Source organism: Streptomyces sp. WAC05374 (assembly GCF_004353505.1).
Classification (GTDB): domain Bacteria; phylum Actinomycetota; class Actinomycetes; order Streptomycetales; family Streptomycetaceae; genus Streptomyces.
Window position 1 is genome coordinate 133,448 of sequence record NZ_SMNQ01000009.1, and the last position, 14,613, is coordinate 148,060.

15 protein-coding genes are annotated in these 14,613 nt (G+C 72.0%); 2 read left to right on the plus strand and 13 right to left on the minus strand.

Translation table 11 applies throughout. The features are described 5' to 3' along the window. The first annotated feature begins 21 nt into the window (after positions 1–21). Positions 22–537 carry a hemerythrin domain-containing protein gene (locus E2B92_RS19040; protein WP_126884518.1) on the plus strand — a complete coding sequence of 172 codons (516 nt, stop codon included), beginning with the start codon at positions 22–24 and terminating at the stop codon, positions 535–537. A gap of 57 nt (positions 538–594) precedes the next feature. Here the strand turns inward: E2B92_RS19040 and E2B92_RS19045 are convergent, their stop codons facing one another. The 12 genes from E2B92_RS19045 to rpsD all read right to left on the minus strand — a co-directional run bounded on the left by E2B92_RS19045 (position 595) and on the right by rpsD (position 12,356). Continuing rightward, entirely contained in the window at positions 595–1,419 is an 825-nt protein-coding gene (locus E2B92_RS19045) for an AAA family ATPase (protein ID WP_133087614.1), read from the minus strand. A gap of 122 nt (positions 1,420–1,541) precedes the next feature. Then, complete coding sequence (gene aroQ, locus E2B92_RS19050; protein ID WP_126884519.1) at positions 1,542–1,982, minus strand: type II 3-dehydroquinate dehydratase; 441 nt, start codon at positions 1,980–1,982, stop codon at positions 1,542–1,544. Beyond that, the gene (gene aroB, locus E2B92_RS19055; protein WP_126884520.1) at positions 1,979–3,070 is read right to left on the minus strand and encodes a 3-dehydroquinate synthase; all 1,092 of its coding nucleotides are present in this window, start codon (positions 3,068–3,070) and stop codon (positions 1,979–1,981) included. Before aroB ends, aroQ begins: the two co-directional genes overlap by 4 nt. Beyond that, the gene (locus tag E2B92_RS19060; RefSeq protein ID WP_126884521.1) at positions 3,067–3,582 is read right to left on the minus strand and encodes a shikimate kinase; all 516 of its coding nucleotides are present in this window, start codon (positions 3,580–3,582) and stop codon (positions 3,067–3,069) included. Before E2B92_RS19060 ends, aroB begins: the two co-directional genes overlap by 4 nt. Further along, positions 3,579–4,763: a chorismate synthase gene (gene aroC, locus E2B92_RS19065; protein WP_126884522.1), complete on the minus strand. Its 1,185-nt coding sequence runs from the start codon at positions 4,761–4,763 to the stop codon at positions 3,579–3,581. The genes E2B92_RS19060 and aroC overlap by 4 nt, the downstream gene beginning before the upstream one ends. Positions 4,764–4,951: 188 nt before the next feature. Beyond that, positions 4,952–5,779, minus strand: a complete 828-nt coding sequence (locus E2B92_RS19070) for a shikimate dehydrogenase (RefSeq protein ID WP_126884523.1) — start codon at positions 5,777–5,779, stop codon at positions 4,952–4,954. Next, entirely contained in the window at positions 5,776–7,464 is a 1,689-nt protein-coding gene (mltG, locus tag E2B92_RS19075) for an endolytic transglycosylase MltG (RefSeq protein ID WP_126884524.1), read from the minus strand. Before mltG ends, E2B92_RS19070 begins: the two co-directional genes overlap by 4 nt. A gap of 101 nt (positions 7,465–7,565) precedes the next feature. Next, a complete protein-coding gene (gene ruvX / locus E2B92_RS19080; protein ID WP_126884525.1) occupies positions 7,566–8,030 on the minus strand; it encodes a Holliday junction resolvase RuvX in 465 nt (154 codons plus the stop codon). Next, entirely contained in the window at positions 8,030–10,699 is a 2,670-nt protein-coding gene (gene alaS, locus E2B92_RS19085; RefSeq protein ID WP_126884526.1) for an alanine--tRNA ligase, read from the minus strand. Before alaS ends, ruvX begins: the two co-directional genes overlap by 1 nt. Next, a complete protein-coding gene (locus E2B92_RS19090; protein WP_126884527.1) occupies positions 10,699–11,037 on the minus strand; it encodes a DUF6167 family protein in 339 nt (112 codons plus the stop codon). The genes alaS and E2B92_RS19090 overlap by 1 nt, the downstream gene beginning before the upstream one ends. An 8-nt stretch (positions 11,038–11,045) precedes the next feature. Continuing rightward, a complete protein-coding gene (locus E2B92_RS19095; protein WP_126884536.1) occupies positions 11,046–11,477 on the minus strand; it encodes a DUF948 domain-containing protein in 432 nt (143 codons plus the stop codon). 264 nt (positions 11,478–11,741) lie between these two features. Next, positions 11,742–12,356 (minus strand): 30S ribosomal protein S4, encoded by a 615-nt coding sequence (rpsD, locus tag E2B92_RS19100; RefSeq protein WP_126884528.1) that lies wholly within the window; start codon positions 12,354–12,356, stop codon positions 11,742–11,744. A gap of 194 nt (positions 12,357–12,550) precedes the next feature. Between rpsD and E2B92_RS19105 the strand changes: the two genes are divergently transcribed. Then, on the plus strand, positions 12,551–13,234 hold the full coding sequence (locus E2B92_RS19105; protein WP_126884529.1) for a DUF2470 domain-containing protein: 684 nt from the start codon (positions 12,551–12,553) through the stop codon (positions 13,232–13,234). Here E2B92_RS19105 and E2B92_RS19110 read toward each other — a convergent pair whose 3' ends face one another. Next, positions 13,235–14,590, minus strand: a complete 1,356-nt coding sequence (locus E2B92_RS19110; RefSeq protein WP_126884530.1) for a replication-associated recombination protein A — start codon at positions 14,588–14,590, stop codon at positions 13,235–13,237. Positions 14,591–14,613 lie beyond the last annotated feature (23 nt).

Here is a 14,613-nt window from a genome sequence, read left to right on the forward strand (position 1 = left end):
CCACGGTTCGAAGGAGTCACCATGCCGGCCAGTACTGCCACCACGACCACCGATGTCGTCGAGCTGATCCTGCGGGACCACCGCCGGATGGAGGAGCTGTTCCGGGCGATGCGGAACGTCCAGGCCGACCGGGCCGGGGCGCTCCAGGAGTTCGCCGCCCTCCTGGTGGCCCACGCGGAGGCGGAGGAGAGCGAGGTCTACCCCGCGCTGCGGCGCTACAAGAACGTGGACGACGAGGACGTCGAGCACAGCGTGCACGAGCACCAGGAGGGCAACGAGGCCCTGCTGGCCCTGCTCGAAGTGGAGGACACCGGTTCCGAGGAGTGGGACGAGAAGCTCGAGGAGCTCGTCACGGCGGTGAACCACCACGCCGACGAGGAGGAGCGGACGCTCATCAACGACGCCCGCGAGAACGTCGCCGCCGAACGCCGCGCGGAGCTCGGCACCGCGTTCGCCGAGGCCCGGGCCCGGCACCTGGCGGCGGACTGCGGCAGCCTGGACAACATCCGCCGGCTGGTGAAGTCGTCCTCCCGCTGAGCGCACCGCGCGGCCGTGTCCCCTCCAGGGCCTGACGGACCTGGAGGGGACACGGCTCTAGAAGGCCGGCGGGCTCGCTATGGCGCGGGCGAGGACGTCGTCCAGGACCCGGGCGGTGGTCTCGACGTCGTACTTGGAGTTGTCGATGATCGGCAGCCCGGAGCCGTACCAGCCGGCCATGCGGCCGTGGATGCCGGCGACCTCCTCGTCGGAGAGCCGGCGGTTCCCGCTGCGCTCGGCGTTGCGCTCCAGGACGATCTCGAGGCCCGGGAGGAGGACGACGGGCAGCAGCCCGGGCCCGACGTGGCGCTTCCAGCCGCCCAGGCCCACGACCGGGCGGTCGGGGAAGACGGCGTCGTCGAGGATGCAGGAGATGCCGTTGGCCAGGAAGTTGCGCGCGGCGAAGCCACAGGTGCGGCGGGCCAGCCGGTACTGCGCCTCGGACTGGTCGTTCCAGCCGGACTGGGGGTCGGCGAAGCCGGCGCAGACCCATTCGCGTACGTCGTCCAGGCTGATGTGCGCGGTGGGCACCCGGCGGGTGCTGGCCCAGTACCGGGCGACGGTGGTCTTGCCCGCCCCGGCCGGGCCGATGAGGAGGACGGCGAGCGTGGCGGTGCCGGTCCCCGGAGTGCCGGGCGCGGTGTGCGGCGCCGGCGCCGGGGCGGCGACCGGGGCGCCGGGCGGCAGGTGGATGTGGCCCGTGGTCTCGGGCGGGACCCAGTTGGGCGGCGCCGCGGGAGGCGCGGCGGGAGGTGCCGCGGGCGGGGGGCCCTGCGGTGGCGGCGGGCCCGGGTGGTGGGCGGCGGCCTGGTTCGTCCATCCGGTGGCTGCGTGCCCCGGCAGGTGGGGCGGCGGCAGCGGAGCCCCCACTGCGTGCTGCATCCGGTGCCACTCCGTCTCGTCCGATCGGTGCTGGTCGGGCGGCCGTTGGGCGGCCCGTTACCGAACCGTACCCTCCCCGGCCGACTGTATGGGAACGGCCGGGGACGGTGCGGAGTGCCCGGCTAGGCCAGTTCGTCGGCGAGGGCGCGCAGGGCGAGGCGGTAGGAGCCGATGCCGAAGCCCGCGACGGTGCCGCTGGCCACGGCCGCCACGACGGAGGTGTGGCGGAACTCCTCCCGCGTGTACGGGTTGGAGATGTGCACCTCGATGAGGGGCGCGGTGCGCTGGGCGGCCGCGTCCCTCATGCCGTACGAGTAGTGCGTGAACGCGCCGGGGTTGAGCACCACGGGGAGGGAGCCGTCGGCCGCCTCGTGGAGCCAGCGGATCATCTCGCCCTCGTCGTTCGTCTCGCGCACCTCGACGTCGAAACCGAGCTCCTTGCCGAGCGACCGGCACGCCTCGACGAGGCCGGCGTACGAGGTGGAGCCGTAGACGTCGGGCTCGCGGGAGCCGAGGCGGCCGAGGTTCGGGCCGTTGAGGACCAGGACGCGCCGCGCGGTCACGCGGAGACCTCCCCGTACGCGGCGACGAGGACGGCCGGGTCGGGGCCTTCGAGGACCGTGGGCCGGGCCAGGCCGTCCAGGACGATGAAGCGCAGCAGGTCGCCCCGGGACTTCTTGTCGACCTTCATGGTCTCCAGCAGCTTGGGCCACTGGTCGCCGCGGTAGGTGAGCGGGAGGCCGACGGCCTCGAGCACGGTGCGGTGCCGGTCGGCGGTGGCGTCGTCGAGACGGCCGGCGAGGCGGCCGAGTTCGGCGGCGAAGACCATGCCGACGGAGACGGCGGCGCCGTGGCGCCACTTGTAGCGCTCGTTCTTCTCGATCGCGTGCGCGAGGGTGTGGCCGTAGTTGAGGATCTCGCGGAGCCCGGACTCCTTCAGGTCGGACGACACGACGTCGGCCTTGACGCGGATGGAGCGCTCGATCAGCTCGGCGGTGTGCGGGCCCGCGGGGGTGCGGGCGGCCTCGGGGTCCGCCTCGATCAGGTCCAGGATCACCGGGTCGGCGATGAAACCGGCCTTGATGATCTCGGCCAGGCCGCTGACGTAGTCGTGGACCGGGAGCGAGTCGAGGGCGGCGAGGTCGCACAGGACACCGGCGGGCGGGTGGAAGGCGCCCACGAGGTTCTTGCCCTCGGCGGTGTTGATGCCGGTCTTGCCGCCGACCGCCGCGTCGACCATGGCGAGCACGGTGGTGGGGACGGCGATCCAGCGCACTCCGCGCAGCCAGGTGGCCGCGACGAAGCCGGCGAGGTCGGTGGTGGCACCGCCGCCGACGCCGACGATCACGTCGGTGCGGGTGAAGCCGGACTGGCCGAGCGCCTTCCAGCAGTAGGCGGCGACCTCGGCGGTCTTGGCCTCCTCCGCGTTGGGCACCTGGATCGCGATGGCCTCGTACCCCTGCTCGGCGAGGTCGGCGCGCAGCGCCTCACCGGTCTCAGCCAGCGCCTCGGGGTGGACGACGGCGACGCGCTTGGCGTTGCCGACGAGCCCCCCGAGCTCGCCGAGGAGCTGCCGGCCGACCAGCACCTCGTAGGGGTCGGTGCCGGCCGTGCCGCCGACCTGGATGCGGGTCACTGCGTGGTCAGTCACTTCTGGAGCTCCAGTGCGTCGAGGACCGCCTGGGCGACCTCTTCGGGGGTCTTGTCGTCGGTGGCCACCACCACGCGGGCGACTTCGGTGTACAGGTGCCTGCGGGCCTCCATCAGCTCGCGCCACTGGCGGCGCGGGTTGACGGCGAGCAGCGGGCGGGCGGTGTTGAGCCCGACGCGCCGGACCGCCTCCTCGACGTCCATCGAGAGGTACGCGACCGGGAGCCCGGCGAGGAGCCGGCGGGTGCCGGCGTCGAGGACGGCGCCGCCGCCGAGGGCGAGGACGCCCTGGTGTTCGGCGACGGCGGTGCGTACGGCCTCGCGCTCCAGCGCGCGGAAGTGCTCCTCGCCGTCCTCGACGAAGATGTCCGAGATCTCGCGCCCCTCGGCGGCCACGATGTCGGCGTCGGTGTCCCGGTAGGGCACGCCGAGCCGGTCGGCGAGCAGCGCGCCCACGGTGGACTTTCCGGAGCCCATCGGGCCGACCAGGACGATCAGCGGGCCGGTGCTCACTTGATGTGGAGGTTGTCGAGGTACGAGCGGACGTTGCGGCGGGTCTCGGCGACGCTGTCGCCGCCGAACTTCTCCGCGACCGCGTCGGCGAGGACGAGGGCGACCATGGCCTCGGCGACGATGCCGGCGGCCGGGACGGCGCAGACGTCGGAGCGCTGGTGGTGCGCGGCGGCGGCCTCGCCGGTGACGACGTCGACGGTCTTCAGCGCCCGGGGCACGGTCGCGATGGGCTTCATCGCGGCGCGGACGCGCAGCAGCTCACCCGTGGTCAGACCGCCCTCCGTGCCGCCGGAGCGGCCGGAGGTGCGCTTGATGCCCTCGCCGGTGGCGACGATCTCGTCGTGGGCCTTGGAGCCGGGTACGCGGGCGAGGTCGAACCCGTCGCCGACCTCGACGCCCTTGATGGCCTGGATGCCCATGAGGGCGGCGGCCAGCCGGGCGTCCAGGCGCCGGTCCCAGTGGACGTGCGAGCCGAGGCCGACGGGCACGCCGTACGCGAGGACCTCGACGACGCCGCCGAGGGTGTCACCGTCCTTGTGGGCCTGGTCGATCTCGGCGACCATCGCCTTCGACGCGTCGGGGTCCAGGCAGCGCACCGGGTCGGCGTCCAGCTTCTCGACGTCGGCGGGGGTCGGGTACACGCCGTAGGGGGCCTTGGCGGCGGCGAGCTCGACGACGTGCGACACGATCTCGATGCCCGCCGTCTCCTTGAGGTAGGAGCGGGCGACGGCGCCGAGGGCGACGCGGGCGGCGGTCTCGCGGGCGCTGGCCCGCTCCAGGACCGGGCGGGCCTCGTCGAACCCGTACTTCTGCATGCCCGCCAGGTCGGCGTGGCCGGGGCGAGGGCGGGTCAGGGGGGCGTTGCGGGCCAGTTCGGCGAGCTCGGCCGGGTCGACCGGGTCGGCCGCCATGACCTTCTCCCACTTGGGCCACTCGGTGTTGCCGACCATCACGGCGACGGGCGAGCCCATGGTCAGGCCGTGGCGTACGCCGCCGAGGAAGGTCACCTCGTCGCGCTCGAACTTCATCCGCGCGCCGCGCCCGTAGCCGAGGCGCCGACGGGCCAGGTGGTCCGCCACCATCTCCGTGGTGATCGGGACACCGGCGGGAAGGCCCTCCAGCGTCGCCACCAGTGCGGGACCGTGGGACTCCCCAGCGGTCAGCCAGCGCAACCTGCTCAACGGTGCTCCTCATGCTCGCGCCTCGACAGCGACGGCGCGACCGGGTGCGCGGCCCTGGCCCGCCACCCTGATCCTCCCACGTCCGGGCCCCGCACTGGTGCGCGGTCCACAAGACGGACTCCGCGGCGGTCAGGTCCGCGACGCGCCGCGCGGCCCGCCTCGTGGCGCGGCGGGGGACCGGCGGGCCCCTAGCGGGCGGCGAGGGCCCGTTCGCCGGCGGCGCGCATGGCGGCCAGGGGGGCCGGGGTGCGGCCGGTCATCTGTTCCACCTGGAGGACGGCCTGGTGGACGAGGAGGTCGAGTCCTCCGAGCACCGCTCCCCCGCGGGCCGACCAGGCGGCCGCCAGGGCGGTGGGCCACGGCTCGTACAGCACGTCGAAGAGGGTGCCGGGCCGGCCCGGGACCTCGGCGGCGAGCGCGTCGGTCGTCCCGGCGGGCGTCGTGGCGATCACCAGGGGCGCCCGCAGCCCTTCGGCCGCCCGCCCCCAGTCGGCGGTACGGACGTGGACGCCGAGCCGCTCGCCCCAGCCGCGCATCTCGGCGGCGCGGGCCTCACTGCGCACGTACGCGGTGACGGGGCCGGTGCAGACGAGGGACAGCGCGGCGAGCGCGGAGGACGCGGTGGCCCCCGCGCCGAGCACGGCGGCGGTCTCCACCTTCTCCACGCCCCGCTCCCGCAGCGCGGCGATCATGCCAGGGATGTCGGTGTTGTCGCCGGTACGGCGGCCGTCCTCGGTGAGGACGACCGTGTTGACGGCCTCCACGGAGGCCGCCGTGGCGGTGACCTCGTCGAGCAGCGGGATGACGGCCCGCTTGAGCGGCATGGTCAGCGACAGTCCGGCCCAGGAGTCGTCCAGGCCGTCCAGGAACGCCGGGAGCCGGGCCTCGTCCACCTCGAACCGGTCGTACGACCAGTCGGCGAGGCCGAGCTCGGCGTAGGCCGCCCGGTGCAGCACCGGGGAGAGGGAGTGGGCGATCGGCGACCCGAGGACGGCGGCGCGCTTCACTGTGCTCACTGTCCGGACTTCTCCCGTTCCTTTTCGTACTGCTCGACGTTCCGGTTGTGCTCCTCGTTGGTCACCGAGAACACCGTCTTGTCCTCGTTGATCGACACGAAGTAGTACCAGGGACCCGGGGTCGGTTTCAGCGCGGAATTGATGGCGTCGACACCGGGATTGCTGATCGGCCCGGGCGTCAGGCCCTTGATGTCATAGGTGTTGTACGGATCGTCGATCTTGCGCAGGTCCGACACCGCACCGACGTCGAGGGTGCTTTCTTCCTTGATGTAGTTGATGGTGGAGTCGAATTCGAGCCGGCCGACGGTCTCGATGTTGTTCGGCTTGAGGCGGTTGTACACGACGCGCGACACCTTGTCGAAGTCGTGCTTGTACTTGCCCTCCACCTGCACCAGGCTGGCGACGGTCAGCAGCTCCCACGGACCCTTGAGACCCAGCGACGCGGCCTTGTTCTCGATGTCGAGCTTTCCGTATTCGGCGTTCGCCCGGGCGACCATCTTCTTGAGGACGTCCTCCGGCTTGGCCCCCTTGGCCACCGGGTAACTGGCCGGGAAGAGGAAGCCTTCCAGCGGGTCCTTGACGTCGGGGTGGCCGGTCGCCCACTCCGGCAGGCCGAGGGTCTTCGCCTTCGCCTTGGCGACCGACTTGGTGGTGCCCGGCTTGAGTTCGAGTTTCTTGTCGATCTCCGCGTAGATGTAGGCGCTCCGCTTGCCCTCGGGAATGGTGAGGGCGTTCCGGTTCTCCGGATTGAGCATGGCCTCGACGGCGCTGGCGGCGGACATCCCCTTCTTCAGGGTGTAGACGCCGTCCTGGATGCTCTTGCCGCGGGGGTTCTTCTCCTGGGCGGAGACGAAGGCGCCCTGGCTCTTGACCACGCCGTGCTCGACGAGGAGGGCGGCGATCTCGTAACCGCCGGCGCCCTTGGGGATCTCGACCTGGACGGTCTCGCTCGTTCCCTCACCGGTGAAGTCGGGCGCCGGGCCGAACTGGCCCTGCCAGAACTGGTAGCCGACGTAGCCGACGCCGCCGGCGCCGCCCGCCATGACCAGCGCGACGACCAGGCAGGCGAGGCCGTTGCGGCTCTTGCGCTTCTTCTGCGGCTTGCCACCCCGGCGGCCCTGGCCCCCGCCGCGCCGGGACGAGCCCGCGTCGCCGTCGGGGTCGTCGTCGTGGCCGTCGTCCGGTCCCCCGTCCGGTGCGCCGTCCGAGAAGAACGGGTGGCTCTCCTCCTCCGGTTCCCGGTGCGCCGGCTCCCGCGGCGGGCCGGGCTCCGGCTCGGCCCGCCGCTGGCCCGGGGGCTGCGGCGGCGGGTACGCCTCGGGGGTGCCGTACAGGTCGGGGCCCTGGGCGGCGTACGGGTCGGCCGGCGCGTGGGCCCCGTAGGGCATCGCCGTCTGCTGGCCGGTGTCCCAGGCGCCCGTGTCGTACGGCTGTTGACCGCCGTAGGGCTGCCCCGCGTAGGTCTGCTGGGCGTGGTACTCCTGAGGGGCGTGGTACTGCTGCTCGCCGTAACCCTGCTGCGGCTGCTGCTGGTACGGGTCCTGCTGGTCTCCGTACTGCGCCTGCTGGTTCCCGTACTGCGCCTGCTGGTAGTAGGCCTGCTGACCTTCCCACCCCTGGTTCCCGTGAGCCGGGTCCTCGGGGTGCCACGGTTCGGAGCCGGGGCTCCGGCCATACTCAGTCATCGATCCCCAAACAGCCGCGAGGCGTCCGGACGATCCGCCTCTACGTAGCGCGGCGGCTGTTCGAACACCGCCGCGTAGCGGGGAACGTTACCGTATCGCGATCAGATGACCACTTCGACGCTCTCTCCGGGCGGATTACCCGATACCCGTTCGGACTCAAGAGCGTTCTGAAGGATGATCACAGCGGCTGCCTGATCGATGACAGACCGGCCCTTTCTGGACTTCACGCCCGACGCGCGCAGCCCCTGACTCGCCGTCACTGTGGTCATCCTCTCGTCCACGAGCCGCACCGGAACGGGGGCGACGCCACGGGCGAGTTCCTGGACGAAGGCGCGGACCTTGGCCGCGGCCGGGCCCTCGCCCCCACTGAGGGAGCGAGGGAGGCCGACCACGATCTCGATGGGTTCGTACTCCTCGGTGATCTGCCGCAACCGCCGGTGGGCGGCCGGGACATCACGTCCCGGCACGGTCTCCACCGGCGTGGCGAGGACCCCGTCGGGGTCGCACGAGGCGACCCCGATCCGGGCGTCCCCGACGTCGATCGCGAGCCGGCGGCCGCGTCTCATCAGACGGTGTCCGCGACGAGCCGCTCGACGGCGACGATGGCCTCGCCGACGGCCTCGGCGTTCTGACCGCCGCCCTGGGCGACGTCCGGCTTGCCGCCACCGCCGCCACCGAGGGTCTTGGCGGCCGTGCGGACCAGGTCGCCGGCCTTCAGACCCCGCTCGCGGGCGGCCTCGTTGGTGGCGATGACCGTCAGCGGACGGCCGTTCGCCGTGGTGAACAGGGCGACGACGGCCGGGCGGTCGCCGGGGATGCGGCCGCGCACGTCCAGGACGAGCTTGCGCAGGTCGTCGGCGGAGGTGCCGTCGGGGACCTGGCCGGTCACCAGGGCCACGCCGCGGACGTCCTGGGCGCCCTGGGCGAGACCGGCGGCGGCCTGCAGCACCTTCTCGGCGCGGAACTTCTCGATCTCCTTCTCGGCGTCCTTCAGCTTGGCCAGCATGCCGGAGATCTTCTCGGGGAGTTCCTCGGGACGGCCCTTGACCAGCTCCTGGAGCTGGGCGACGACCGTGTGCTCCCTGGCGAGGAAGTTGTACGCGTCGACACCGACGAGGGCCTCGATGCGGCGCACGCCGGAACCGATCGACGACTCGCCGAGCAGCTTCACCAGACCGAGCTGGGCGGTGTTGTGGACGTGCGTACCGCCGCACAGCTCCTTGGAGAAGTCACCGATGGTGACCACGCGGACGCGCTCGCCGTACTTCTCGCCGAACTCGGCGATGGCGCCCTGCCGCTTGGCCTCGTCGATCGCCATGACCTCGGCGTGCACGTCGAGCTCGCGGGCGAGCACCTCGTTGATCTTCTGCTCGACGTCCGTCATGACCGTCTGCGGCACGGCGGAGGGCGAGCCGAAGTCGAACCGGAACCGGCCGGGCTGGTTCTCGGAACCGGCCTGGGCGGCCGTCGGGCCGAGGGCGTCGCGCAGCGCCTGGTGGGTCAGGTGGGTGGCGCTGTGGGCGCGGGCGATGGCACGGCGGCGCTTGACGTCGATGGTGGCGTACGCGGTGGAGCCGACGGTCACCTCGCCGACCTGCACCGAGCCCTTGTGGACGGAGACGCCCGGGACCGGCTGCTGGACGTCGCGCACCTCGATGACGGCGCCGCTGTGCAGCCTGATCCGCCCGGTGTCGGCGATCTGGCCGCCGCCCTCGGCGTAGAACGGCGTGCGGTCGAGGACGACCTCGATCTCGTCGCCCTCGGTGGCGGCCGGCGAGGGCACGCCGTTGACCAGCAGGCCGACGACGGTGGTCTCGCCCTCGGTGTTGGTGTAGCCCACGAACTCCGTGGCGCCGGAGGTGTCGGCGATCTCGCGGTACGCGGAGACGTCGGCGTGACCGGTCTTCTTGGCGCGGGCGTCGGCCTTGGCGCGGTCGCGCTGCTCCTGCATCAGGCGGCGGAAGCCGGTCTCGTCCACGGAGAGGCCCTGCTCGGCGGCCATCTCCAGGGTGAGGTCGATGGGGAAGCCCCAGGTGTCGTGGAGCAGGAACGCCTTGTCGCCGGAGAGGACCGTGCCGCCGGCGGCCTTGGTCTCGGTCACGGCGGTGTCGAGGATGTTCGTGCCGCCCTTGAGGGCCTTGAGGAACGCGGCCTCCTCGGCGAGGGCGACGGTCTCGATGCGCTTGCGGTCGGTCTCCAGCTCCGGGTACTGCTCGCCCATCGTCCTGATGACGGTGTCGACGAGGTCGCCGACGACCGGACCCGAGGCGCCCAGCATGCGCATGTTGCGCACGGCGCGGCGCATGATGCGGCGCAGCACATAGCCGCGGCCCTCGTTGCCGGGGGTGACGCCGTCGCCGATGAGCATCACGGACGTACGCATGTGGTCGGCGACCACACGCAGCGAGACGTCGCTGGCGTGGGCCTGGCCGTAGCGCACACCGGTCAGCTCGGTGGCCTTGTCGATGACGACCTTCAGGGTGTCGGTCTCGTACATGTTCTGTACGCCCTGGAGGATCATCGCCAGGCGCTCGAGACCGAGGCCCGTGTCGATGTTCTTGCTCGGCAGGTCGCCGAGGATCTCGAAGTCCTCCTTGGAGGTGCCCTCGCCGCGCTCGTACTGCATGAAGACCAGGTTCCAGATCTCCACGTACCGCTCGTCGTTGACGGCCGGCCCGCCCTCGGCGCCGAACTCGGGGCCGCGGTCGTAGTTGATCTCGGAGCACGGGCCGCAGGGGCCGGGGACGCCCATGGACCAGAAGTTGTCCTTCTTGCCCAGGCGCTGGATGCGCTCGGCGGGGACGCCGACGACGTCGCGCCAGATCTGCTCGGCCTCGTCGTCGTCCTGGTAGACGGTGATCCAGAGCTTCTCGGGCTCCAGGCCGTAACCGCCGTGCGCGACCGGGGTGGTCAGCAGCTCCCAGGCGAGCTTGATGGCGCCTTCCTTGAAGTAGTCGCCGAAGGAGAAGTTGCCGCACATCTGGAAGAACGTGCCGTGGCGGGTGGTCTTGCCGACCTCTTCGATGTCCGGCGTGCGCACGCACTTCTGGACGCTGGAGGCGCGGGCGTACGGCGGCTTCTCCTCACCGAGGAAGAAGGGCTTGAACGGCACCATGCCGGCGTTGACCAGGAGCAGAGTCGGGTCGTCCGCGATGAGCGACGCCGAAGGGACGACGGTGTGCCCGCGCTCCTCGAAGAAGCTCAGCCAGCGGCGGCGGATTTCAGCCGACTCCATCAGTGGTCCTCATTCCGGTTGTACGAGTGGTTGGTGGGGTACGGGGGGCGGGGCTCCCGGCCGTCCAGGGCGGCGGCGCGGCGCGGCGCCGGGAGGGCGGGGTCGTCGGCCGGTGCCTCCAGGCCCAGTGCCTCGCCCAGTTCGGCCTCGCGCTGGAGCATGCCCGCCCGGACGTCGAGGGCGAATTCCTTGAGCCGGTGGCCGGTCTCGATCGCCTTGTCGGCAGCCTGGGCGGCGAGGCTCTCGGGCGTGAGCTTCTTCAGCTTGCGATTGACCTTGGTGGTGGCCCACACGCCGGCTGCGGCGCCCGCGGTGAACCAGAAAGCTCGGCGGAACATCCCTTGCGTCAGCCCTTCCGCTTCCGGCCCCTGGCTCCCGGCACCGTACGGCCGACGATCACCGTACGCCGGGGCTGCTCGGCCGGCTTGTCGTTCTTGTTCCGGCTCATCGCCCGGCGCACGCCGTAGCCGAACGCCGCGACCTTGACGAGCGGTCCGCCGAAGGTGGAGGCGACCGTCGTGGAGAGCGCGGAGGCGTTGGAGGTGACTTCCTGGACGTCCGACGCGATGGCGTCGACCCGGTCGAGCTGGGTCTGTGCGGAGCGGACGGTCGCGGAGGCGTCGGCCAGCAGCGGGACCGCCTGCTCGGTCACCTCGGCCACGAGTCGGGTGGTCGCCCTGAGCGCCTGGGCCAGCCTCACCAGCACCACGGCCAGGAAGGAGACCAGGATCGCCCAGAAGACGGCGACCAGGATTCCGGCAACCTCTCCACCGGTCACTGCGCGCACCGCTCTCTGCATCGTCGGACGTCGAAAAAGTCGTTCTCCGAGCCTATCGCGCCCGCGCTCGCTCCCCGTACCGCATTAGGCGGGGAGAGGCGCGGTCTGCGCGGCGGCGGAGGGAACCGGCCGAACCGGTGCGGCCGCCGGGGCAGTTCCGGCCGGCGCCCGGATCGCCGCCCGTCGGGCGGAGGCGCGGGGGCACGCAACGCGGAAGCCCGCCGCTCCCCGGAAGGGAACGGCGGGCTTCGCCACACGCCAGGATCAGCGGGCGTAGTACTCGACGACGAGCTGCTCGTCGCAGATGACCGGGATTTCCTTGCGGTTCGGCTCGCGGTCCAGGCGGAAGGCCAGGGCCTTCAGGTTGACCTGGAGGTAGCGCGGGGTCTCGCCGTCGGGGGCGAAGCCGCCCTCACGCGCGACCTGGAACAGGCTCTTGCTGCGGCTGCGCTCGCGGACCATCACGACGTCGTCGGGACGGACGCGGAACGACGGCTTGTCGACCTTGCCGCCGTTGACCTCGATGTGGCCGTGAACGACCATCTGACGGGCCTGGTAGATGGTGCGGGCGATGCCCGAACGCAGGACCAGGGCGTCGAGACGGCGCTCGAGCTCGACGACCAGCGCCTCGCCCGTCTTGCCCTCGGCCTTCTTGGCACGGTCGTAGGCGCGCGCCATCTGGCGCTCGCTGATGTCGTACTGGGCGCGCAGACGCTGCTTCTCGAGCAGACGGACCTTGTAGTCCGAGTTCTGCTTGCGGCCACGGCCGTGCTCGCCCGGCGGGTAGGGGCGGGCCTCGAAGTACTTGACGGCCTTGGGCGTCAGCGCGATGCCGAGCGCGCGAGACTTCTTGACCTTGGGACGCGACTGGTTAGGCACGTTCTCCAGACCTCCGATATAGGTTAGGTTAGGCTTACCTTAATCAAGGAGATCGCATGTCGAGCCCTGGGAACACCACGCGCATCACAGACAGCAGCACAAAGAGCGATGCTCCTGCTTCGCAGAGCATCGATGTGACGGAGGTCCGATCAGCTCATGGTCAGCCGCGTCCCAGCGGGCTTGAAACCGCCCGGATGCCGTCAGCAGCCGAGCGCACACGAACTCTCGTACAGAGTACATGCTCCGCGGCCGTGATCGTCCCGGGGGCGGAAGGGGCCCGGCCCGACCAGCTCGTGCCCCAGGCCCGGACGGTCGGCACGGACGGCGCCGTGTACCTGCTGTTCCCGGCCGACGCCCCGGTGGTGCGGGCCGCCACGCACGCGCAGGACGACGAGCTGCCCGCGGTGCTGGAGGTGACGGACGTGGCTCCCGTGGCGGTGCCCCACCGTATCCGGGGCCGCGCCTGGGTCCACGGCTGGCTGACCCTCGCCCCCGGCATCGCCGAGCCCGGGCTGATGATGCTGCGCCTGGAGATCGGCGAGGTGTACGTCGACGACCTCTGGGGCGACGCGACGGTCGGCGCCCGGGACTTCGCCGAAGCCCTGCCGGACCCGCTCCTGGAGTACGAGACCGAGCTGCTCCAGCACCTCGCGGCCGTCCACGACGACCACGTGCAGGGACTGAGCGGCCTGCTCGGGCACCGTGCCGGCGTCCGGCGCGTGGTTCCGCTGGCGCTGGACCGGTTCGGGCTGCGGGTGCGCTGCCGTGACACGGCGGGGCACCACTTCGACGCGCGCTTCGACTTCCCCGAGCCCGTGCGGGACATCCACGGGCTGCGCCGCGCCATGCACGCCCTGTTCGAGGCGGCGCGGGACTGATCAGTCCTCGGCGCCGCGCAGGCGCTCCCGCACCTTCTCGGCCACGTCCGCGTACCGCGCCTCCGCGCCGTAGCGGGTCGGCTCGTAGTAACGCCTGCCGTGGATGGCGTCGGGCGCGTACTGCTGGGCGGCGATCCCGCCGGGGACGTCGTGCGGGTACACGTACCCCTGGGCGTGGCCCAGCTTGGCGGCGCCCTTGTAGTGACCGTCCCGGAGGTGGGGAGGGACCGGGCCCGCCAGCCCGTTCCGCACGTCCGCCCGGGCGGCCGCTATCGCGGTGGTCGCGGTGTTCGACTTGGGGGCCAGGGCGAGGGCGATCGTGGCGTGGCTGAGGGTCAGGGCCGCCTCGGGGAAGCCGATCATGGCGACGGCCTGGGCGGCCGCGACCGCGAGGGGCAGCGCCGTGGGGTCCGCCAGGCCGATGTCCTCGCTCGCGGAGATCATCAGACGGCGGGCGATGAAGCGGGGGTCCTCGCCGGCCTCGATCATCCGGGCGAGGTAGTGCAGGGCGGCGTCGACGTCGGAGCCGCGGATGGACTTGATCAGCGCGCTGGCCACGTCGTAGTGCTGGTCGCCGTCCCGGTCGTACGTCACCGCCGCCCGGTCGACCGTCTCCTCGAGGGTGGCGAGGGTGATCTCGGGTTCCTTCTTGGCGAGGGCGGCACCGGCCGCCGCCTCGAGGGCGGTCAGCGCCCTGCGGGCGTCGCCGCCCGCGATCCGCAGCAGGTGGGAGCGGGCGTCACCGGACAGGGTCACCGCACCGGCCAGGCCGCGCTCGTCGGTCAGGGCCCGCTCCAGCAGGCCCTGGACGTCCTCGTCCGTGAGTGGTTCGAGGGTCAGCAGCAGGGAGCGGGACAGCAGCGGGGAGATGACCGAGAAGTACGGGTTCTCGGTGGTGGCGGCGATCAGCGTGACCCACCGGTTCTCGACGGCGGGGAGCAGGGAGTCCTGCTGGGCCTTGCTGAAGCGGTGGATCTCGTCGAGGAAGAGGACGGTCTCCTTGCCGAAGCCGCCGGCCGCGCGGCGGGCGCCGTCGATGACCGCGCGGACCTCCTTGACGCCGGCGGTGATGGCGGAGAGCTCGACGAAACGCTTGTTGGTGGCCTTGGAGACCACGTACGCCAGGGTCGTCTTCCCGGTGCCGGGCGGGCCCCAGAGGATCACGGACGACGCGCCCGCCGGGCCGCCCGCGCCCTCGCCGACCAGCCGGCGCAGGGGGGAACCGGGCTTGAGCAGGTGCTGCTGGCCGACGACTTCGTCCAGGGTGCGCGGGCGCATCCGGACCGCCAGGGGGCTGGTGGACGGATCCTTCTCCTGGCGTTCCTCGGCTGCTGCGGTAAACAGGTCGGGCTCCACACGCAGAAGCCTATGTCAGCCCA